Raw genomic sequence first — 18724 nt, 5'->3', positions numbered from 1 at the left:
GGCATCCGCGCTGAGCTGGGCGGGCGCCCCTTCGGGGCGGGGAGCGAGGTTCGCTCGCGTTCATGACATCCTGTGTCGTCACAGCTCGCCGGACAGACAGACTGGCGGACGTCCGGGGGGCTACAGGGGAAGGTCGATGAGGCTCTGCTTTCTGGTGGAGGAGCACTACCGCCACGACGGCATGCCGGTGGAGGTGATCCGCCAACTCGACGTCTGGGGTCACCGCGTGGACGTGCTGCGTCCCGGCGGATCCCTGCTGCGCATGTCCGAGCTGGTGAACGCGGGCAGCCACGACGCCTGGGTGCTCAAGACGGTGTCCGGCGGCCCCGGTCTCACCCTGCTTGAGGCCGCCGCCTCGGTAGGGCTGACCACCGTGAACGACGCGCGCTCCATCCGTGGCGTACGGGACAAGGCCCTGGCGGCCGCGATCGGGCGCGCCCGGGGACTGCCGATGCCGGCGACCTACGCGGCGGCCGTGCCCGAACTGCTCACCGAGATACCCGAGTCGGAGTACCCGCTGGTGGTCAAGCCCGCCGACGGGAGCGCCGGACGCGGGGTCTGCCTGGTGCCGACGCCGGACCACCTGGTGGCGATGCTGCCGGAGCTGGCCGGTCAGGGCATGCTCGTGGCCCAGCCGTATGTGCCCAACTCGGGCGTGGATCTGAAGGTGTACTGCGTCGGCGGCGAGCTCTACGCCACCGAGCGCTGCTCGCCGCTGCACCCCGACCACTCGGTGCGCGAGCGGCGGGTCGCGCTCCCCGCCGAGGTGGCCGCGACCGTCTCACAGGTCGGTGCGGTGTACGGCCTCGATCTGTACGGCGTGGACGTGCTGCTCGGTCCCGACGGGCCGGTGGTGGTCGACGTGAACGACTTCCCGAGCTTCAGGCAGGTCCCGGACGCGGCGGCGCGGGTCGCCCGGGCCGTCCTGGAACTCGCCCGCACCGGCCGGCAGAGCGGTCCGGGCGCACCGCTGTCCGCCCTGGTCCCGGAGCAGCCGGGAGCGTCGGTATGAGGACCGGTGTCCCGCGGCGGCGGGGTGCGGCCCGATGAGGATCGCTCTGATCACGCCCGAGCCCGGCCATCCGCTGCTCGCCGCGACCACCGCGCTGCTCGGCCAGGGCCACGAGGTGGAGGCGGTGGACCCGGCGGCCGTGGACGTGCTGCCCGGGCCGCTCGCGGATGTGTATCTGCTCAAGTCGCGTACGCCCCGCGCGCTGGCGCTGGCCCGCGATCTGGCGGCGCGCGGTGCGGCCGTGCTGAACTCCCCGGCCGCGACCGCCCTGTGCCAGGACCGCCTGGCGATGGCGGAGCTGGCCGGGCGGGCCGGGCTGCCGTTCGCCGCGACCCGCGCCTGCGCCTCGGCGACGGCGCTGGCCGACGACCCGGACGTGGCGCTGCCGGTCGTGGTGAAGAGCCACCACAGCCGCCGCCACGACCTGGTGGCCCGCGCCGACGACCGCGTACAGCTGCGGGCGCTGGCCGCCGAGTGGGCGGACGAACCGGTCGTGGTGCAGGAGTTCACGCCGAACAGCGGCTGGGACCACAAGCTGTGGGTGATCGGCGAGCAGGTCTTCGCGGCCCTGCGGCGCTCGGAGCTCTCGCCCGGCGGCCGCGGCCCGACCCGCTCGCTGCCGCTCGCCGAGCTGCCGCCCGGCTGGGCCGAGCTGGCCCTGCGGGTCGGCGAGGTCTTCGCGCTCGACGTCTACGGCGTGGACATCATCGACGCGGGCGGGGCCGCCCCACTGATCGTGGACATCAATGCTTTTCCGGGCGTACGGGGGCAATTGGGCGCCCCCGAAGCCCTCGCGGAGCTCGCTCTGCGGGCGGGGAAGAAGTAGCCGCGCTCAGCCCGCGTGCGCGGGCACATCCACCGTGAGGGTCGTGTTCCAGGCCGTGATCACCGGCCGGTCGTGCTCCGTCCCCAGCCGGGACACGGCCCCGGTGCCCAGCAGGAACAGCGATCCGGCCGAGGCGGGCAGCCCCAGATAGCGGGCGGTGAGCACGCGCAGGAAGTGGGAGTGGGCGACCAGTACGACGTCGTCGTCGGAAGAAGCCGAAGCGGCGAGCGCGGCCCGGGCCTCGGCGAGCACCCGGTCGGCCCGTTCGCCGACCTCCTCGGCCCGCTCGCCCGGATGTGCGGCGGTCCCGGCGGCGACGCCGTCCGTCCAGAGGTTCCAGTCGGGGCGGGTGCGCTGGATCTGTGGGGTGGTGACGCCCTCGTAGCCGCCGTAGTCCCACTCGCTCAGATCGGGGCGCACCCGCGGGTCCGTGAGCCCGGCGAGCTCGGCGGTGCGCCGGGCCCGGGCCGCCGGGCTGACCAGGACGAGGCCGATCCGGCGCCCGGCGAGCAGTGGCGCCACCGCCCGGGCCTGGGCCTCGCCGTGCTCGGTGAGGGGCAGGTCGGTGTGGCTGGTGTGCTGCCCGGTCAGGGTCCAGGCCGTCTCGCCGTGCCGTATCAGGATCAACTCGCCCATGGGTGTTCCCGTTCTCCGCGACCGGCCCGCCGGGCTCGTCCCGCCGGGCCGCTAGGGGACAACCATGCCGGACCGGGCGCGCATTCCAGCAGGCGAGAGGGCGAGACGGAGATCACCGCCCCGACGCGGGGCGGACGCCGGTCAGCCGACCGGAACCGGCAGCGGGTTGGCCGCGCAGGTCGTGTCGGTCGCGGGGATCTTGTCGTCGAGGAAGTAGTCGTTGACGAACGCGTCCACGCACGCGTTGTGGTTGCGGTACTGGCCGTGGTCACCGCCTCCGACGACCGTCACCAGCCGGGACGTGGGCAGGACGCGGTGGGCCCGCTGCGCGCCCTCGTAGTACGTGGCCGGGTCGTGCGTGGAGTTGAGCATCAGGACGGGCGGCAGGTTCTTGCCGGTGACCTTGATGTGCGGCGCCGACGAGTGCGGCCAGGCGGCGCAGATCGCGGTGAACGTCAGCTCGCGGGCGCCCGCGAGCGGGTAGTCGCGGGTGGCCTTGGCGCTGTCGCGGATCCAGTCGCGAGAGCTGCGGTCCCACGGGGTGTCGGCGCAGGTCACCGAGAAGAAGTCGGCGAAGAATCCGGCGTACATGGGGTGCTGGAGCTGGTCCGCGATCGCCTTGCGGGCGGCCGCCGGCGCGGCGTCGGGGTGCTCCAGGACGCCGAGCGCGGTGGCGAAGTTCGCGAAGTTGTCCTTGGCGTTGTACATCGCGCCGGTCGCGGCGACGTCCAGGTGGTTGGGGGTGACCAGGGTGCCTTCGAGGTCGAGCGGGTGGTCGTGCAGGGCCTTGCGCAGCCGCTCGTAGCTCGCCTTGGCCTCGGCCGGGGTGCGGCCCTGGTGGTAGGTGGCGTCGTTCTTCGCCAGCCACGGCAGGAAGTCCTGCTCGTAGCGGCGCTGGAAGCTGAGCGGCTGCCCCTTCAGGAACGACTGCCAGTCACCGCTGAAGTCGATGTTGCTGTCCAGGACCATCCGCTCGACCCGGCCGGGGAACTCGGTGGCGTAGTACGCGCCCAGGAAGGTGGCGTAGGACGGACCGTAGTACGAGATCCTGTCGACCCCGAGCAGTGCGCGGTAGAGGTCCATGTCGTGGACGGCCTGGTCGGTGGTGATGTACGGCAGCAGGTCGCCCGAGTTGCGCTGGCACTCCCGTACGTACGAGCCCGCCCGCTGGAAGGTCTGGCGGATCGCCTTGTCCGAGCGGTCGCGCAGGTCGCCGCTGGTGAAGAAGGAGTCCACGGTGGCCTGGTCCGAGCAGACGACCGGCGTGCTGCCGTTGCCCGCGACCCCGCGCTGGTCGAAGCCGACGATGTCGTACGCGGCCGCCAGCGTCGGCTCGTCCTGCGCGAGCCCGGCCGGCCGCTTCAGACCGGAGGCGCCCGGGCCGCCCGCCGCCATCATCAGGACGCCCTTGCGCGCCCCGGTGCCGGTCGCGCGGTGGCGGGACACCTCGACGGTGATGGCCGGCGAGGTGTCCGCGTGGTACCAGTCGCGCGGCACGGACATGGCCGCGCACTCCAGCGCGCCGGACGCGCAGGGCGTCCAGTCCAGCTTCTGGTGCAGGTAGCGCTCGGGTACCTGCGCGGCGGTGTCGGAGGGGCGCGCGGTCGCGGCGTCGGCCGTGGCGAGCGGAAGTGCCGCCGCCACGAGGAGCCCGGCCGTGGCTGCCAGCGACCACCGTGCCGCGTTCCTGAACTTGCTCATGTGTAACTCCCCGTCGGGTTGATCGAACGTGTCGATCTTCCTGCGGCGGGCGGGGCGCGAGCGATCCGGCAGGTACCCGGATTCGGGGTGGTACCAGTACCACCCCACGGGTGTTCAGCGCTCGGCGAGCGTGTTCCAGAACATCGACTCGTACGTCTGGAGCAGCCTGCCGTACCGCCGGGCCAGTTCCGTGTCGGCCGGGGTGCGCACCCCCGAGGCGACGGCCGCGAGCGCCTGGCGTTCGAGGTCGGGAGCGGGCTGCGCGAAGAAGTCGAAGAAGCCGCACGCCTCGTCCCCGAAGCCGTACCGGGCCCGCAGCGCCTCGGCCACGGTGGCGCAATAGCCGCCCCACGCCGCGAAGTTGGCGGTGAGCGCGAGCGCCACGAGGGGCGGCTCGCCGTTCAGTGCCAGCCATGCCACATACGCGGGGTAGGCCTGGCAGCCCGCCAGCGGCTCGTACCGCTCGACGGCGTCCGCGTCGAGCCCGCAGGCGCTCTGGTACGCGCCGAGCCGGTCGAGCGCCAGTGTCTCGCCGGTCGCGAGCGTGCCGAAGAACTCCGCGCACGCCGAGTTCCCCGCGCCCGCCGCGCGGTCGGCGAGGAAGGAGAAGGCGCGCAGGTCGGAGCCGATGATGTGGCGCTGTTCGAGGGCGAGCCCGGCCAGTGCGGTCATCGGGGCGGTGCCCGAGGCGATCAGCGGAACCAGCCGGTTGGCGTCCTTGTCCGGTGCGAGCTGTGCCGTGACGCTCTCCACCAGTTCCCGGGTCGTGCCTGCCATGCGGGGCCCCCCTTTGTTCCGGCCGTGCTCACGGTGGTCGCCCCCAGCCTCTCACTGTGATGCGCTCCGAAGCGGCCGAATGGGGTGGATATGGCGGATATCCACCCTGCCGTCCCGCACGGGTGATTCGGCCGAACTCTGCGTAGCCTACTTAGCTGCCTTGGGCATGTAGTGGAGATCGGCAAGACGACTCTTCGCTTGCGAGGTTCACCCATGACCGAATCCGTCTCCTTCCCCCAGGACCGCACCTGCCCCTATCACCCGCCCACCGGCTACGAGCCGCTGCGCCAGGAGGGACCGGTCTCGCGCGTGTCGCTCTTCGACGGCCGGTCGGTGTGGTTCGTGACCGGCCATGCCGAGGCACGGGCGCTGCTCGTCGACCCCCGGCTCTCCTCCGACCGGCTCCACCCCGGCTTCCCGCTGCCCACCGAGCGCTTCTCGGCGCTGCGCAGGCGCCGCACCGAACTCCTCGGGGTCGACGACCCCGAGCACAACACCCAGCGCCGCAAGGTCATCCCCGGCTTCACCCTCAAGCGCACGGCGGCGCTGCGGCCGATGATCCAGCGCACCGTCGACGATCTGCTGGACACGATGGTGGCGAAGAACCCGCCCGCCGACCTGGTCACGGCGTTCGCGCTGCCGGTGCCGTCGATGGTGATCTGCGCGCTGCTCGGCGTTCCCTACGACGACCACGCCTTCTTCCAGGAGCAGTCCCGGCGGCTGCTGCGCGGGCCGGAGGCGGCCGACACGGATGACGCGCGGGAGCGACTCGACGCGTATCTGGGCGAGTTGATCGACCGCAAGGTGCGCGAGCGCGGCGACGGGCTGCTCGACGAGCTCATCGACGACCAGCTGAACACGGGCGGCATGGACCGCCAGGAACTGGTCAGGCTGGCCGTACTGTTCCTTGTCGCGGGCCACGAGACCACCGCGAACATGCTCTCGCTGGGGACCTTCACGCTCCTCGAACACCCGGAGCGGCTTGCCGAGCTGAAGGCCGACCCGTCGCTGATGCCGACGGCGGTCGAGGAGCTGATGCGGTTCCTGTCCATCGCCGACGGGATACTCCGGGTGGCCGGGGCGGACATCGAGGTGGGCGCTACCACCATCCGCGCCGGTGAGGGCGTCATCCTCGCCACCTCCGTGATCAACCGGGACGCCTCGGTCTACCCGGAGCCGGACGCTCTGGACTGGCACCGCTCCGCCCGCCACCATGTGGGGTTCGGCTTCGGCATCCACCAGTGCCTCGGGCAGAACCTGGCCCGGGCCGAGATGGAGATCGCGCTCGGCACGCTCTTCGCCCGGCTGCCGGATCTGCGCCTCGCCGCGCCCGCCGACCGCATCCCGTTCAAACCCGGCGACACGCTCCAGGGAATGGTGGAACTCCCGGTCACCTGGTAGCGGAGTGGGAGAGTGATTCGATGAGGATCAGCATCGACAAGGACGTCTGCATCGGGGCCGGGCAGTGCGCCCTGACCGCGCCGGCCGTCTTCACCCAGGATGACGACGGATTCAGCGAGTTGCTGCCCGACCGCGCGGACGGCGGGGGCGACCCCATGGTCCGCGAGGCGGCCCGCGCCTGCCCGGTGCAGGCCATCGCGCTCGCGGAGTGAGTGAGCCACGTGCTCCGGCGGTACGGCACGCGCGCCGCACCGCCCGGTACGGTGGTCAGCCTCCCGTGGTGGAGCCCGGCCGCAGGATCATCAGGACGGTGACGACGGCCCAGAGAAGATTGAACACACCGGTGAACATGGCCAGGTGAACGGTTCGACGCACACTCTGATCGGTGGCGGCGGTCTCCGCCCCTTCCAGCTCCGCCAGGATCGCGTCCTGGCGCGGCAGTACGAGGGCTATCAGCGCGCCCGCCGCGACCGTGGTCAGCACGATCGAGACGATGATCCAGGTGTCGCCGAGGATGCCCATGTTCTTCGCCGTGGCGAACCCGAAGACCGGCACCGCGACGCCCACGGCCGCGTAGACCCGGCAGATCCGGTGCAGCAGCCGCACCGACGCCAGCGCTTGGGCGTCGGCGGGCCCGGCCAGCGCGCGGCGGGCCGTCGGCGGGAACATGCTGGCGGCCACCGCGACCGGCCCGATGGCCAGGATCGCGAACAGGATATGGACGGTGAGCAGGAACTTCGTCACGGGTAGAGCGCTTTCGTACGGGTGCGAGGACTCCGGCCGGGGCCCCGGCCGAACGCTATGCCGTCCGTACGAGAGAGAGAAAGTGGCGAGAGTGCCAGTGTTCAACGGGTTCTCGCCAGAGGATGTGACGGGTGTTCCGGGGCGGACACGGGCCTGTCGGTGGCGAATCCTAGGATGGCGAAAGATCACTCCCATTCGCAGCGATCGCCGTCCGGCGCCGGAGGTTTCCGTTGACCCAGCTGAACGAGCAGTTCGTCACCGTCGTCACCGGCGGCAGCCGTGGCATCGGCGCCGCGGTCTGCGCCCGCCTGGCCGCCGACGGCCATGACGTCGTCATCGGCTACCGCACCGACGCCGTGGCCGCCGAAGCCGTCGTCGAGCAGGTCCGCGCGACGGGCCGGCGCGCTGTCGGCGTACGCGTCGACACGGCCGACGAGGACTCGGTCGACCGGCTCTTCGACGCCGCCGCCGACCTCGGCCCGGTCACCGGCCTGGTCAACAACGCGGGGGTCAGCGGCCCCAACGGCCGCCTCGCGGACGCCGACGCGCAGGGCATGCGCCGCGCGATCGACGTCAATGTGCTCGGCTATCTGCTGTGCGCCCGCCGTGCGATACGCGACATGGCCGGGCGCGGGGCCGGGGCCATCGTGAACATCTCCTCGGCCGCCGCCACCCTCGGCAGCCCCGGGCAGTACGTGCACTACGCGGCGACGAAGGCGGCCGTCGACGCGATGACCGTGGGCCTCGCCAAGGAGGTCGCGGCCGACGGCATCCGGGTCAACTGCGTGGCGCCGGGCATCATCTGGACCGAGTTCCACGAGGACCCGCAGCGCCCCGCGAAGCTCTCCGGCACCATCCCGATGGGCCGGGCCGGACGGCCCGAGGAGATCGCCTCGGCCGTCTCGTGGCTGCTGTCCCCCGAGGCCTCGTACGCCACGGGGACGGTCATGCGGGTGGCCGGCGGAATGTAGCCGCGCCGTACCGCCGGCTCAGGTGATCGGCCCCGGCGAGGGCATCGGATCGGGCACGGGGTCGGGCCCCGGCGGATTCGGTACGGGGTCGGGCTCCGGGATGGGCAGCGGCCCGGGCAGCGGTCCGGGCCCGGGGCCGGGCGTCGGCGGCACCGGATCGGGCGGTCCCGGCGTCGGCCCGGGCGTGGGCGGTGCGGGGTCGGGGTGCGGGTGGGTCATCGGGGGACCTCCTGTCGTGCGGTGCGGGGCGGCGCCCGCGCGGTGCTCCGGGAACGGGCGACGCCCCTGGTGTGCGGCCGGGGCGCGCCGTCGTGCCCGGCACGGTCCGGCGCCGCCTCCACTGTCTCCTCCACCGCGTGCCCACGCCCGTCGGCGGTACTCCATCCGTCACCGGGGGCCGTGGTCACCACCGGGTCGGTCGGTCGTGTCCCCGAGGGATTCCAGGAGATCGCGCAGTCCTTCGGCGAGCGTGTCGCGCCGCGCCGGGCTCAGGGCCGCGAGCAGGCGCTGCTCGGTGGCGAGGTGGTCGGGCAGCGCCCGGTCGATGAGCGCGCGCCCGGCGTCGGTGAGGCCCACCTGGACGACCCGGCCGTCGGTCGGGCTCGGCGTACGGGTCACCAGGCCGCGTGCCGCCAGCCGGTCCAGGCGCTGGGTCACGGCGCCCGAGGTGACCATGGACGACCGCATCAGCTCGGCCGGGGTGAGCAACTGCGGCGGCGGGCTGCGGCGCAGGGTCGCGAGCACGTCGAAGGACGCCGGGTCGAGGTCGTGGTCCGCGAAGGTGCGGCGCAACTCGGCCTCGACCAGTCGCGAGAGCCGTTTCAGCCGCCCGATCACCGCCATCGGCGACACATCGAGGTCGGGGCGGCGCTCGCCCCACTGCTCCAGCACCAGGTCCACGTGATCGGTCACGGTTTCACCCTAGCCAATCTCTTAGTGGTGAGATACTTTCTCTTAGCGCTAAGAGATCGCGCGGGACGACGACCAGAAGGAAGTGGACAGCATGCGCATCACCGTCTTCGGAGCCGCCGGGAGCGTCGGCAGCCGTGTCGTGGCCGAGGCGGTCTCCCGGGGGCACGAGGTCACCGCGGTCGTCCGCGACGAGGCCCGCTTCCCCGAACTCCACCCGGCCGCCCTGCCCCGTACGGGAGACGCCCGCAACGTCGAGGACGTGGCCGAACTCGGCGCCGGGCAGGACCTGGTGATCACCGCGACCCGGCCCGCGCCCGGCAGTGAGGGCGAGCTCGTCATCGCGACCAAGGCGCTGCTCGCGGGGCTGGCCGGAACGGGTGTGCGGGTGCTGCTCGTCGGCGGCGCGGCGACGCTCACCGTGCCCGGCACCGGCGGCGCCACCGTCGTCGACGACCCGGAATTCCCGGCCGCCCTGCGGCCGATCGCCCAGGCGTGCACCGAGCAGCTGGCCGTCTGCCGCGCGGAGACCGGGGTGGACTGGGCCTACCTGAGCCCGGCCGCGCTCCTGGAGCCCGGTGAGCGGACCGGGGCCTACCGCCTCGGCGCCGACGAACTCCTCGTGGACGCCGACGGCCGGTCCGCCGTCTCGATGGAGGACCTGGCGGTGGCGCTCCTCGACGAGGCCGAGCGCCCCCGGCACCACCGCACCAGGTTCACCGTCGGGTACTGACCCGCGTCCCGCCCGTACCGCTCAGTGCCCGAGCAGCGTCCTCAACTCGGGCTGGATCAGCTCCCCGTGAGCCTGTACGAGGTCGTCGCACAGGTCCCAGATCCGCTCCACCGGCAAGGTGGCGGCGGTCGCCGGGTCGGTCATGGCCGCGTGCCGCACATGCCGGGGCTCGCCCTCGGTGGCGGCCCTGACCACCAGATCGGTGACGCTCGCGTACGTACGGTTCAGCGCCGCGCACTGCGGCGGGAGCGCGCCGACGTGGGTGGGCTGCACGCCCGACGCGTCGACCAGACACGGGACCTCGACCACCGAGTCGGTCGGCAGGTTGGTGATGAGGCCGGTGTTGGGGACATTGCCGTAGATGGTCCGGGGCGTGCCCGTCACGATGCTGTGGATGATCTGCGGGGTGTACTCCATGGTGCCCTCGACGGGCAGCGGACGGCCCGCTGCGAGCGCGTCGCGGGTCCGCTCGTAGCTGACCGTGTTGTCCTCGATGATGTCGAGATACGCGCCGATCGGCAGCCGCAGCCGCTCCACCTCGCTGTCGTGGTGCAGGTACCACGGCACGTACTCCGAGGAGTGCTCGCTGGTCTCGGTGGGGTAGTGGCCGAGCCTGCGGTACATGTCCACCCGGACCCGGCGTAGCAGTTCGCGGTCCTTCTCGATGGCGGCGTCGAGCAGCGGATGCAGGTCCTGGCCGTCGCGCTCGAAGCGCAGCACCCACGCCTGGTGGTTCATTCCGGCGGCCAGGTACGACACCTCGGAGTAGTCCACGCCGACCAGCTCGGCGAGGTCGTGCATCGTCCAGTACACCGAGTGGCACAGCCCCACCGCCCGCTGCCGGGGCGCGATCCGGTGCAGATACAGGAGGTTCATGGACATCGGGTTGGTGTAGTTCAACAGCCAGGCGTCCGGGCAGAGTTCGGCCATGTCCTCGGCGATGCCGCGCAGTACGGGGAAGGTCCGCAGGGCACGGAAGATGCCGCCGACGCCCAGCGTGTCCGCGATGGTCTGGCGCAGCCCGTAGCGGGCGGGGACGGCGAAGTCGGTGCGGGTCGCCGCGTTCATGCCGACCTGGACGGTGTTGACGACGAAGTGCGCCCCGTCCAGCGCGCCGCGCCGGTCCGGGTGCGCGGTGATGACCGGGGCGACCTTGAGCGCCCCGGCGATGTGCCGGGCCGCCGCCTCGCTGGTGGCGAGCCGCTCGGGGTCGATGTCGTGCAGGGCGATACGGGCCCGGGCGAACTCGGGGAAGGCGAACAGATCGGCCAGCAGCCCCTGGGTGAACACGACACTGCCCGCGCCCATGAAGGCGATCTTCACTTCGGCCGGTTCGGTCATCGCGGCGACTCCAGTCGTGTCGGTCGTCTCGGTCAGGCGGTTCGGGTGGTTCAGGTCGTTCATGTCGGCCATGCGGAACTCCCGCTGTTCGTGGTGCGGTTGACGGGGGCGCAGCCGACGGCCTCGTCCCAGGTGGGCTGGGCCGCAGTGCCGCCGCGGCCCCGGGCGGACAGTGAGCCGCAGGCGCACGCAACGGCGAGCGCGTCCGGCAGCGCGAGGCCGCGCAGCACGGCGGCGAGGAACCCGGCGTCGAAACTGTCCCCGGCGCCGACCGTGTCCAGCGGCTCGACCGGGACCGCCGAAGCCGTCGAGAGCCGGGACCCGTCGTGGGCGAGCGCGCCCTCGGCGCCGTTCTTGACCACGACAAGGCCCGGCCCGCGCCGGGCGAGCGCGGCGGCGGCCCCGGCCACGCCCTCGGCGTCCGGCGCCAGGGCACGCGCCTCGGCGGCGTTCGGCAGCAACTGGTCGGTCACCTTCAGGACCGGGTCGAGCAGTTCGCGGTCCCAGCGCCCGGACGGGTCGTCGTTGGTGTCGAGCGAGGTGGTCGCGCCGAGCTCGCGCGCCCGCGCGAACACCGCCGCCAGCGCCCGCGCGAGGCGCGGCATCAGGAAGAACGAGCCCGCGTGAACATGCCGTACCCCGGCGAGCAGCGCGTCGGGGACGTCCTGCGGGCCGGTCGCGGCCAGACACCCCGGCGCGGTCAGGATGGCCCGGTCGGCGCCGTGGGTGAGCACCGCCGTGAGCGGGGTGGCGAGTTCCGGGTCGGTCGTCAGGGCCGAGGTGTCGACGCCGCGCGCGGCCAGGGCCGTACGCACGAAGGCGCCCGCCGGATCGTCGCCGACGCGGCCCGCGAACGCGACGCGCAGCCCGAGCCGGGCCGCCCCGCACGCCGTGATCGCGGCGGATCCGCCGAGGACGAGATCGGCCCGCTCGACGAGCTGTTCGCGCTGCCCATAGGCGAGGTCGCGCGGCACCGGGCCGAGCACCACATCCGGATTGGCGTCCCCGACGACCAGCAGGTCGAAGGGGCGGGATCGGGTTTCAGGCATGGCACATGGCTTTCCGGGTCGGTGAGTCGACGTATCGCGTCAGCGACACGCGTGCGGTCGGTCCGTGCGACGGCCCTCGGCCGCGCTCAGCCCTTCAGGCCGCTGGACGTCAGCGACTGGATGAAGGTCTTCTGCGCGAACAGGAACGCGAGCAGCACCGGCAGCACGGTGATGACATTGCCTGCCATCACCGCCGCCCACTGGGTGTGGTGCTGCCCCTGGAAGGTCGTGAGCCCCAGCTGGAGCGTGTACTGGGTGTCGTGGTTGATGGCGATCAGCGGCCAGGACAGGTCGTTCCAGGTGGCCAGGAAGGTGAGCACCGCGACCGTCGCGAGCGCCGGGCGGGCCAGCGGTGCCACGATCGAGAACAGCACCCGCAGCCGCGAGCACCCATCGATCCAGGCCGCCTCCTCCAGCTCCCTGGGCAGCCCCAGGAAGAACTGCCGGAAGAGGAAGACCGCGAACGGGGTGACCAGCGAGGGCACGATCAGCGCGCCCAGCGTGTCGATAAGACCCAGCCACTTCATCACCAGGAACGTCGGGATCATCGTCAGCTGGAACGGCACCACCATCGTCGCCAGCATCAGCACGAGCAGCGTCCGCGAACCCCGAAAGCGCATCCGGGCGAACGCGTAGCCGCCCAGCGAGCCGAGCACCAGGTTCGCGCCGACGGCGACGGTCGAGACGATGCACGAGTTGGCGAACCAGCGCGGGAACATCGCGTTGCCCAGGACATAGCGGTAGCCCCCGAGGTCGATCCCCTTGGGCCACAGCGCGGGCGGGAAGCGGTTGATCTCCGCGTTGGTCATCACCGAGCTGAGCACCAGCCACACCAGCGGCAGCGCGAAGCCGATCGACAGCGGTGCGAGCAGCAAGTGCCAGGCGCTGAACGGCAGTCGGCGCCGCCGGGCGGTGCTCGCGGCCGGGGCGGCCGTGGGCGCCGCTCCCTCGCCGACCATGGTGGAGGCGGTCATCGGGCCACTCCTTCCGCGCCGCGCAGCCCGGGCGTCCCGGCGGCGCCGGTCGTACGCTCGCGATGGCGGCGGTACAGCGTCACCGCCGTGCCCGCGAGCAGCAGGGCGACCGCGAGGACGTAGGCGGCGGCCGCGCCGTAGCCCGCCGTGAACGTACGGAAGGCCTGCTCCCAGACGAAGTAGACGATGACCGTGGTCGAGCCCAGCGGCCCGCCCTTGGTCGTCACGTACACCAGGTCGAACACCTGCAACGCGGTGATCAGCTGCCACAGCACCAGGAACGCGGTGACCGGCGCGAGCGTCGGCAGCGTCACATAGCGCAGCACCTGCCATCGGTTCGCCCCGTCCAGGCGCGCCGACTCGACGAGTTCGGCCGGTACGTCCTGGAGCGCGGCGAGGAAGACCACCACGCAGAACCCGACCCCGCTCCACAGCGAGATCATCAGCAGCACGTACAGGGACTGGCCGGGGTCGGTGAGAAAGCCCTGCGGCGAGATGCCCAGCTTGTGCAGCACGGAGTTGGCCGCGCCGAACTGCGGGTCGAAGATGAACGAGAACAGCACGCCCTGGGCCGCCGCCGAGACCACGAACGGTATGAAGACCAGCGTCCGGTAGAGGCCGACGAACCGGATCCGCCGGTTCAGGGCCAGCGCGAGCACCAGGCCACCGGCCAGGCTCAGCGGTACGTAGATCCCCGCGTACGTCAGCGTGTTCTCGACCGCCTTGCGGAACCCGGGGTCCTTCGACAGGGCCCGGTAGTTGTCCAGGCCCACCCAGCGGCCCGGCGTGACCAGGTCGTCGGCGCGGAAGGACAGCAGCAGCGACCAGATCACCGGGACCACGCTCAGCCCCAGGATCACCAGGACCGACGGGGTGATGAACGCCCAGGCGGTGGCCGTCTCGCCGCGTGCCCGCCGGCGCCGGGCGCGCCGTCGCTCCATCGCCGCCCGGTCGGCCGGGGCCACCGTGAGCGGACGGGGCAGGCCCGTTCGGGATGCTCGGGGCACGTCGGCCCTCCTCATCGGGGAATCAGCAGGGCCGCATTGGCCTTGTCGGCGCACTGGCGCACCGCCTTGGCGGGGGAGGCGCGGCCGAGCAGCACGGACACCACGGCCTCGCCGGTGGCCTGCGAGATCTGCGGATAGGCGGGGTGGATGGGCCGCACCCGGGCGGTCTCCAGGGCCTTGGTGAACACCGGCAGACCGACGGTGTCCGCCGAGTGCCGCTGCCAGCCGCTCTCGCGCTCGCTCTCCTTGCTCAGCGGCAGACTGCCGCCCCCTATGTCCCACCGCACGTCCTGCGCGGGGCTGATGAGCCACTGGACGAACTCCACGGCCGCCTTCGCGCGCGCCTTGCCGTTGTCGAAGACGGTCCAGGTGTCGGGGCCCGAGATGGTCAGCGGCTTGCCGCTGTACGTCGGCATGGGGACCACGTCGTACGGCAGCTTCGACTCCAGGATGTTGGGCAGCTGCCACGGTCCGGTGATCACCATCGCCATCCGGCCGGAGACGAACACCTGGTACATCTGCTCGCTGCCGGGCTTGGGGTCGATGTAGACGCTCTTGTCGGCGACCAGCTGGGCCACCGTCTCCAGGGCCCGTTTGCCCGAGTCCACGAAGCCGATGTTCTTGCCGTCGGGGGCGATCACGTCCCCGCCGAGGTCCCACACCATCGGCCACAGCCGCCACACGGTGTCCTCGTCCCCGGCACCCGGCCAGCCGGTGCCGAACACCCCGTGCCCGGAGTCGGTCAGCTTCTTGGCCGTCGCCACGAACTCCGCCCAGGTCCAGCCGGCGCGGGGGAGCGGGATCCCGGCGCGTCTGAAGAGCGTGGTGTTGCAGGCGACCGCGAGCGAGTCGAGCAGCGAGGGCGCGGCCCGCACCTTGCCGTGCAGCGTGACGGCCTCCCTGACGGAGGGCCAGAAGTCGTTCCACGGCGGCGAGCCGCCGCGCAGCGCGCTGGTGAGATCGACGACCTTGGGGCTGCGCGCGATGCTCGCGAGGTCGGAGCCGAAGATGTACGCGATGTCGGGGTAGGCCCCCGCCGCGAGCGCCGCCGTCACCTTCTGCAGCATGGCGTCGGCCACCACACCGCCGCTGTTCGCGTTCACCCGGACGCGGGACTGCGACCGGTTGAAGTCGGCGGCCAGCGCCTCGATCGCCTTGCCGCCGGTCTCGTTCTGGCCGTGCCACATCTCGATGGTGACGCGGCCGTCCGCGCCGATGCCGTCGGAGGTGGTGGCCGCGCAGGCGTCGAGCAGCGGCAGGGCCCCGGCTCCGGCGGCGAGCGCCGCCCCGGCGCGCAGCACCCGGCGGCGCGGCGGGCGGCCCGGGGAGTCCTGGGGCTCACTGGTGCGGTCCAGAGCGGCGGGCATGGTCGTTCCATCCCTTAGCGGGTACGCCCCGCCTCGGACGCGGGACACACGTCCTGGCGACTCGGGCCGGACTTCGGACCTGGTCGGGATCCGCTACCGGCTGGGCGCACCACTCGAAGCGCCGGGCCGTTCGCGGGCCCCGCACTGGCTGGATGAAAGCGCCTCGGCGCACACGCGTCAAGTACCCCGGGCGAGCGCCGTCGAACGTGCCGCCGGGCACCACACACCACGTCGGGGGCACAACAGTGCGCTTCCGGCCGAGGCGGGGCGATCTTTCGGCCTAGTTGCCCCCGGCGGGGCCCGAAGTGATCTCGCCTGCACAAGATGTGAGGGCTCGTCACTGTTCGAATGACCATCCGGAGATCACCGATGATACGTTTCCCGAGGCTGCGCGTCCTCGTGGCCATGGGCACCTCGGCCGTCGCGCTCGCCACGACGGCCCTGCTCGGCGCCGCCCCCGCCCAGGCCGCACCGCTCACGAAGAGCACGCAGAAGGCGGCCGAGACGCCGTCGGTACCGGCCGCGTGCTCGGGCACGTACAAGGGCGACGAGCGGCTGGGCCCGCAGAACCTTCCCAGGCCCTGGGACGACCCGGTCGGCCCGCTGGTCCTCGGCTACCACCGCACCGGCCACCTCACCCCGACCGCCTTCCTCGCCACCTACTGGGACCCCACGGCGGGCGGCTGGAAGTACCCGCCCAACGACGGCTTCGCCAACCGTGCGGACGGCAGCTTGGACAAGCGGGCCGTCAGGCTCGACGTGGGCGAGGACCTGGACCGCTTCGGCTCCGAGTACGGCGCCTTCCTCGCCCCGGCCGGAGCGGGCTACGCCCGCCGGGCGCTGCCCCCGCAGAGCCTGATCACGCGCGAGGCCGCCTACCCGTGCGCGTACCACGCGTACGAGGTCACCAAGAGCTTCACCGTCTGGCAGGGCCGGATCGCCCCCTGGTTCGAGCAGCGCGGCGGCGGTCAGCAGGTCAAGCTCGACCCGGCGTTCGTCGACCCGGGCGCGGGTCAGAAGCTCAATGTGAAGTGGCTCCTGGACCACGGATACCTGAAGGCCGAGAACAATCCGGCGGCGGCCAGGAGCGCGCTCGCGGGGGTGGCGGGCACCAGCTGACGGCTCGGTCCCGTCCGTCATGACCCCCGAGGTAATCGACCAGCTCCCCGGCCCCGGCGCAGAATCGATCACGTAAGCACCGCAGTGAGCGACATCCACGGGGAAGGACCCAGAACCATGCCGTACTTCGAGACCAGCACCGATGGCACCCGCCTCCACTACGTCGACTACGGGCCGCGTGACGGACGGACCGTCGTCTTCGTCAACAGCTCCTACTTCGGTACGGAGATGTGGGAGTTCCAGATGCTTGCGCTCGCCGGGGAGGGCTACCGGTGCGTCGGGTTCGACCGGCGCGGGCACGGCCGGTCCGACGACGTGTGGGGCGGGTTCGACCTGGACACCCTGGCCGGGGACGTGGCCGCGCTCGTCGACCACCTGGACCTGAACGACATCACCCTGGTCGGGCACTCGATCGGCACCGCCGAGGCCGTCCGCTACCTCACGCTCCACGGCAGCGGGCGGGTGGCGCGGGTGGCCCTGGTGGCCCTGGTGGCCGGAATGGCACCGGGGCCCGCGCGCTCGGCCGATCACCCCGAAGGCGTCGACCCGGCCCTCATCGAGGCCGGGAACGAGGCCTTCCGCAAGGACCGGCCCGGGTTCTTCGCCGCCGGTGCGGACGACTTCTTCGCCCTGCACCGGCCCGGCAACGAGGTCTCGCCCGCGGCCGTCCAGTACTGGGTCGAGCGCTGTGCCGGCGCCACCGCCCGGGCCGGCAACGCGCTCGGGGAGCTCGTCGTCACCCTGAACGTCGCCCCCGAACTGGCCAAGATCGACGTTCCGGTGCTGGTCGTCCACGGCACCCACGACGCCTCGGCGCCGATCGCCCTCACCGGCGAGCGCGCCGCCCGGCTGATCCCGGGCAGCACGCTGCGCGTGTACGAGAACGCGGGCCACGGCCTGTTCGTCACCCACGCCGATCAACTCACCGCCGATCTGCGGGAGTTCATGAACCGGTAGTGGCGTCCTCCCCTCAGATCGCGGGCAGGCCCAGCGCGGTCCTGGCCTCGTCGAGCAGGCGCCCGTCGAGGCCGGGTACGGTCATCCGATTCTTGGTCAGGGCGAACGAGAAGCGGTGCGCGGGATCGGCGCAGGCCGTGCTGCCGCCCGAGCCGTTGGTGCCGAAGGCGCCGTCCGGGAAGCGCATCACGGAACCCGCGCCGCCGAGCATGAAGCCGTGGCCCTTGAGGATGTCGCGGCCGAGGCAGCGGTCCACGCCCGAAGCCCTGGGCGCCGTGGCCGCCTTGAGGGTGGCATCGCAGACCAGGCGCACGCCGTCGATCCCGCCGCAGGCCAGCGACGCGTACATCCGCGAGACGGCGCGGGCGGTCATCGTCCCGTTGGCCGGGAGCGCGGCGCGGCGGTAGTCGGGGCGGTTCGCGAGCGAGGCCACCGGGAGCACGTTCCGGGGTGCGCAGACGAAGAAGGCGGCGTCCTCGGGGATGGTGTCCAAGAGCGCCGCCCAGCCGCCTTCGTAGCAGGTGGCGAGCCGGTCCACGAGCCGGTCGGGGACGGCGAAGAGCAGCGAGTCGGCGACCCCGAGCGGCGCCGCGATCTCCTCGCGCAGCAACTCGTCGCAGGTGCGGCCGGTGGCCCGGCGCAGGATCTCGGCGAGCAGGATGCCGTACGTCCAGGCGTGGTAGCCGGTCGCCGTGCCCGGCTCCCACAGCGGCGCCTGCCCGGCGAGCCAGTCCCCGACCGCCGGGATGTCGAACAGCTCCTCGGGGGTCAGATCCGGGGGCAGCTGCGGCAGACCGGCCGAGTGGGAGAGCAGCTGCCCGAGCGTGATCCGGTCCTTGCCGTGGGCCGCGAACTCCGGCCAGTGCGCGGCGATCGGGGCGTCGTAGTCGAGCACGCCCCGGTCGACGAGGAGTGCGACGAGGGTGGCGGCGACGCCCTTCCCGGTCGACCAGGACGGCACCAGCGTCTCGCCGTCCATCGGCCGCCCGGACTCGATGTCGGCCAGGCCCGACCAGGCGTCGACGACGAGTTCACCGTCGAGATGGACGGCCACCTGGACGCCGGTCTCCGCACCGGAGCCGGTGACCTCGTCGAGGATCTCCTGGACCCTCGTCTGCGCCGCGTTCGACGGAGGTGTCTCGGTCATGTCGTGTCTCCCCGTGTTCGTGCCGGTGGCCGCCCCGCGCACCGCGCGACGGA

General features: G+C 72.4%; 20 protein-coding genes. 8 read left to right on the top strand and 12 right to left on the bottom strand.

Going from position 1 to position 18724, the window contains the following annotated elements; translation table 11 throughout:
• The first annotated feature begins 136 nt into the window (after nt 1-136).
• Nucleotides 137-1012 (top strand): RimK family alpha-L-glutamate ligase, encoded by an 876-nt coding sequence (locus ACGFRG_RS03890; RefSeq protein ID WP_393261072.1) that lies wholly within the window; start codon nt 137-139, stop codon nt 1010-1012.
• Between the two features lie 34 nt (nt 1013-1046).
• Nucleotides 1047-1838: a RimK family alpha-L-glutamate ligase gene (locus tag ACGFRG_RS03885; RefSeq protein ID WP_393261069.1), complete on the top strand. Its 792-nt coding sequence runs from the start codon at nt 1047-1049 to the stop codon at nt 1836-1838.
• Between the two features lie 6 nt (nt 1839-1844).
• Here ACGFRG_RS03885 and ACGFRG_RS03880 read toward each other — a convergent pair whose 3' ends face one another.
• From ACGFRG_RS03880 to ACGFRG_RS03870, 3 genes are all read right to left on the bottom strand, one after another.
• A complete protein-coding gene (locus tag ACGFRG_RS03880; RefSeq protein WP_361418173.1) occupies nt 1845-2474 on the bottom strand; it encodes a histidine phosphatase family protein in 630 nt (209 codons plus the stop codon).
• Nucleotides 2475-2615: 141 nt separating this feature from the next.
• Nucleotides 2616-4175, bottom strand: a complete 1560-nt coding sequence (locus tag ACGFRG_RS03875) for an alpha/beta hydrolase (RefSeq protein ID WP_393261066.1) — start codon at nt 4173-4175, stop codon at nt 2616-2618.
• A 114-nt stretch (nt 4176-4289) separates the two neighbouring features.
• Nucleotides 4290-4952 carry a transcriptional regulator gene (locus ACGFRG_RS03870; protein WP_361418167.1) on the bottom strand — a complete coding sequence of 221 codons (663 nt, stop codon included), beginning with the start codon at nt 4950-4952 and terminating at the stop codon, nt 4290-4292.
• A gap of 213 nt (nt 4953-5165) precedes the next feature.
• Here ACGFRG_RS03870 and ACGFRG_RS03865 point away from each other — a divergent pair, with 213 nt between their 5' ends.
• Complete coding sequence (locus ACGFRG_RS03865) at nt 5166-6353, top strand: cytochrome P450 (protein ID WP_393261064.1); 1188 nt, start codon at nt 5166-5168, stop codon at nt 6351-6353.
• Nucleotides 6354-6373: 20 nt separating this feature from the next.
• Nucleotides 6374-6565 (top strand): ferredoxin, encoded by a 192-nt coding sequence (locus tag ACGFRG_RS03860; RefSeq protein WP_361418160.1) that lies wholly within the window; start codon nt 6374-6376, stop codon nt 6563-6565.
• A 55-nt stretch (nt 6566-6620) separates the two neighbouring features.
• Here ACGFRG_RS03860 and ACGFRG_RS03855 read toward each other — a convergent pair whose 3' ends face one another.
• Complete coding sequence (locus ACGFRG_RS03855) at nt 6621-7097, bottom strand: DUF2269 family protein (protein WP_393261060.1); 477 nt, start codon at nt 7095-7097, stop codon at nt 6621-6623.
• Between the two features lie 239 nt (nt 7098-7336).
• Between ACGFRG_RS03855 and ACGFRG_RS03850 the strand changes: the two genes are divergently transcribed.
• Complete coding sequence (locus ACGFRG_RS03850; RefSeq protein WP_361418371.1) at nt 7337-8068, top strand: SDR family oxidoreductase; 732 nt, start codon at nt 7337-7339, stop codon at nt 8066-8068.
• 18 nt (nt 8069-8086) lie between these two features.
• On the opposite strand, the gene ACGFRG_RS03845 is transcribed toward ACGFRG_RS03850, so the two are convergent.
• A complete protein-coding gene (locus ACGFRG_RS03845; protein ID WP_361418154.1) occupies nt 8087-8287 on the bottom strand; it encodes a hypothetical protein in 201 nt (66 codons plus the stop codon).
• Nucleotides 8288-8455: 168 nt separating this feature from the next.
• Entirely contained in the window at nt 8456-8980 is a 525-nt protein-coding gene (locus ACGFRG_RS03840; RefSeq protein WP_393261057.1) for a MarR family winged helix-turn-helix transcriptional regulator, read from the bottom strand.
• A 91-nt stretch (nt 8981-9071) separates the two neighbouring features.
• Here ACGFRG_RS03840 and ACGFRG_RS03835 point away from each other — a divergent pair, with 91 nt between their 5' ends.
• Nucleotides 9072-9710, top strand: coding sequence for an NAD(P)H-binding protein (locus ACGFRG_RS03835; protein ID WP_361418148.1), 639 nt, complete (start codon nt 9072-9074; stop codon nt 9708-9710).
• Nucleotides 9711-9731: 21 nt separating this feature from the next.
• On the opposite strand, the gene ACGFRG_RS03830 is transcribed toward ACGFRG_RS03835, so the two are convergent.
• The 5 genes from ACGFRG_RS03830 to ACGFRG_RS03810 all read right to left on the bottom strand — a co-directional run bounded on the left by ACGFRG_RS03830 (nt 9732) and on the right by ACGFRG_RS03810 (nt 15448).
• A complete protein-coding gene (locus ACGFRG_RS03830) occupies nt 9732-11051 on the bottom strand; it encodes an alpha-glucosidase/alpha-galactosidase (RefSeq protein ID WP_393261814.1) in 1320 nt (439 codons plus the stop codon).
• A 59-nt stretch (nt 11052-11110) separates the two neighbouring features.
• Nucleotides 11111-12100: a carbohydrate kinase family protein gene (locus ACGFRG_RS03825; protein ID WP_393261055.1), complete on the bottom strand. Its 990-nt coding sequence runs from the start codon at nt 12098-12100 to the stop codon at nt 11111-11113.
• Nucleotides 12101-12186: 86 nt separating this feature from the next.
• Nucleotides 12187-13074 carry a carbohydrate ABC transporter permease gene (locus ACGFRG_RS03820; protein ID WP_393261052.1) on the bottom strand — a complete coding sequence of 296 codons (888 nt, stop codon included), beginning with the start codon at nt 13072-13074 and terminating at the stop codon, nt 12187-12189.
• Nucleotides 13071-14096, bottom strand: a complete 1026-nt coding sequence (locus ACGFRG_RS03815; protein WP_393261049.1) for a carbohydrate ABC transporter permease — start codon at nt 14094-14096, stop codon at nt 13071-13073. The genes ACGFRG_RS03820 and ACGFRG_RS03815 overlap by 4 nt, the downstream gene beginning before the upstream one ends.
• Nucleotides 14093-15448 carry an ABC transporter substrate-binding protein gene (locus ACGFRG_RS03810; protein ID WP_393261046.1) on the bottom strand — a complete coding sequence of 452 codons (1356 nt, stop codon included), beginning with the start codon at nt 15446-15448 and terminating at the stop codon, nt 14093-14095. Before ACGFRG_RS03810 ends, ACGFRG_RS03815 begins: the two co-directional genes overlap by 4 nt.
• Before the next feature lie 369 nt (nt 15449-15817).
• On the opposite strand from ACGFRG_RS03810, the gene ACGFRG_RS03805 reads away from it, so the two are divergent.
• A complete protein-coding gene (locus tag ACGFRG_RS03805; protein WP_393261044.1) occupies nt 15818-16567 on the top strand; it encodes a TNT domain-containing protein in 750 nt (249 codons plus the stop codon).
• A gap of 117 nt (nt 16568-16684) precedes the next feature.
• A complete protein-coding gene (locus tag ACGFRG_RS03800; protein WP_393261042.1) occupies nt 16685-17524 on the top strand; it encodes an alpha/beta fold hydrolase in 840 nt (279 codons plus the stop codon).
• A 13-nt stretch (nt 17525-17537) separates the two neighbouring features.
• On the opposite strand, the gene ACGFRG_RS03795 is transcribed toward ACGFRG_RS03800, so the two are convergent.
• Nucleotides 17538-18671 (bottom strand): serine hydrolase domain-containing protein, encoded by a 1134-nt coding sequence (locus ACGFRG_RS03795; RefSeq protein WP_361418129.1) that lies wholly within the window; start codon nt 18669-18671, stop codon nt 17538-17540.
• Between the last annotated feature and the right edge of the window lie 53 nt (nt 18672-18724).

The organism is Streptomyces sp. NPDC048696, from assembly GCF_043198895.1.
Taxonomy (GTDB): Bacteria; Actinomycetota; Actinomycetes; order Streptomycetales; family Streptomycetaceae; genus Streptomyces.
This window is presented reverse-complemented; position numbering and strand designations above follow the sequence as displayed.

Coding starts and splice junctions, on each gene's coding strand:
- ACGFRG_RS03870 (WP_361418167.1), bottom strand. CDS start 4,952: ATGGCAGGCACGACCCGGGAACTGGTGGAGAGCGTCACGGCACAGCTC.
- ACGFRG_RS03835 (WP_361418148.1), top strand. CDS start 9,072: ATGCGCATCACCGTCTTCGGAGCCGCCGGGAGCGTCGGCAGCCGTGTC.
- ACGFRG_RS03795 (WP_361418129.1), bottom strand. CDS start 18,671: ATGACCGAGACACCTCCGTCGAACGCGGCGCAGACGAGGGTCCAGGAG.
- ACGFRG_RS03875 (WP_393261066.1), bottom strand. CDS start 4,175: ATGAGCAAGTTCAGGAACGCGGCACGGTGGTCGCTGGCAGCCACGGCC.
- ACGFRG_RS03865 (WP_393261064.1), top strand. CDS start 5,166: ATGACCGAATCCGTCTCCTTCCCCCAGGACCGCACCTGCCCCTATCAC.
- ACGFRG_RS03845 (WP_361418154.1), bottom strand. CDS start 8,287: ATGACCCACCCGCACCCCGACCCCGCACCGCCCACGCCCGGGCCGACG.
- ACGFRG_RS03890 (WP_393261072.1), top strand. CDS start 137: ATGAGGCTCTGCTTTCTGGTGGAGGAGCACTACCGCCACGACGGCATG.
- ACGFRG_RS03860 (WP_361418160.1), top strand. CDS start 6,374: ATGAGGATCAGCATCGACAAGGACGTCTGCATCGGGGCCGGGCAGTGC.
- ACGFRG_RS03820 (WP_393261052.1), bottom strand. CDS start 13,074: ATGACCGCCTCCACCATGGTCGGCGAGGGAGCGGCGCCCACGGCCGCC.
- ACGFRG_RS03885 (WP_393261069.1), top strand. CDS start 1,047: ATGAGGATCGCTCTGATCACGCCCGAGCCCGGCCATCCGCTGCTCGCC.
- ACGFRG_RS03810 (WP_393261046.1), bottom strand. CDS start 15,448: ATGCCCGCCGCTCTGGACCGCACCAGTGAGCCCCAGGACTCCCCGGGC.
- ACGFRG_RS03825 (WP_393261055.1), bottom strand. CDS start 12,100: ATGCCTGAAACCCGATCCCGCCCCTTCGACCTGCTGGTCGTCGGGGAC.
- ACGFRG_RS03830 (WP_393261814.1), bottom strand. CDS start 11,051: ATGACCGAACCGGCCGAAGTGAAGATCGCCTTCATGGGCGCGGGCAGT.
- ACGFRG_RS03800 (WP_393261042.1), top strand. CDS start 16,685: ATGCCGTACTTCGAGACCAGCACCGATGGCACCCGCCTCCACTACGTC.
- ACGFRG_RS03805 (WP_393261044.1), top strand. CDS start 15,818: ATGATACGTTTCCCGAGGCTGCGCGTCCTCGTGGCCATGGGCACCTCG.
- ACGFRG_RS03880 (WP_361418173.1), bottom strand. CDS start 2,474: ATGGGCGAGTTGATCCTGATACGGCACGGCGAGACGGCCTGGACCCTG.
- ACGFRG_RS03815 (WP_393261049.1), bottom strand. CDS start 14,096: ATGAGGAGGGCCGACGTGCCCCGAGCATCCCGAACGGGCCTGCCCCGT.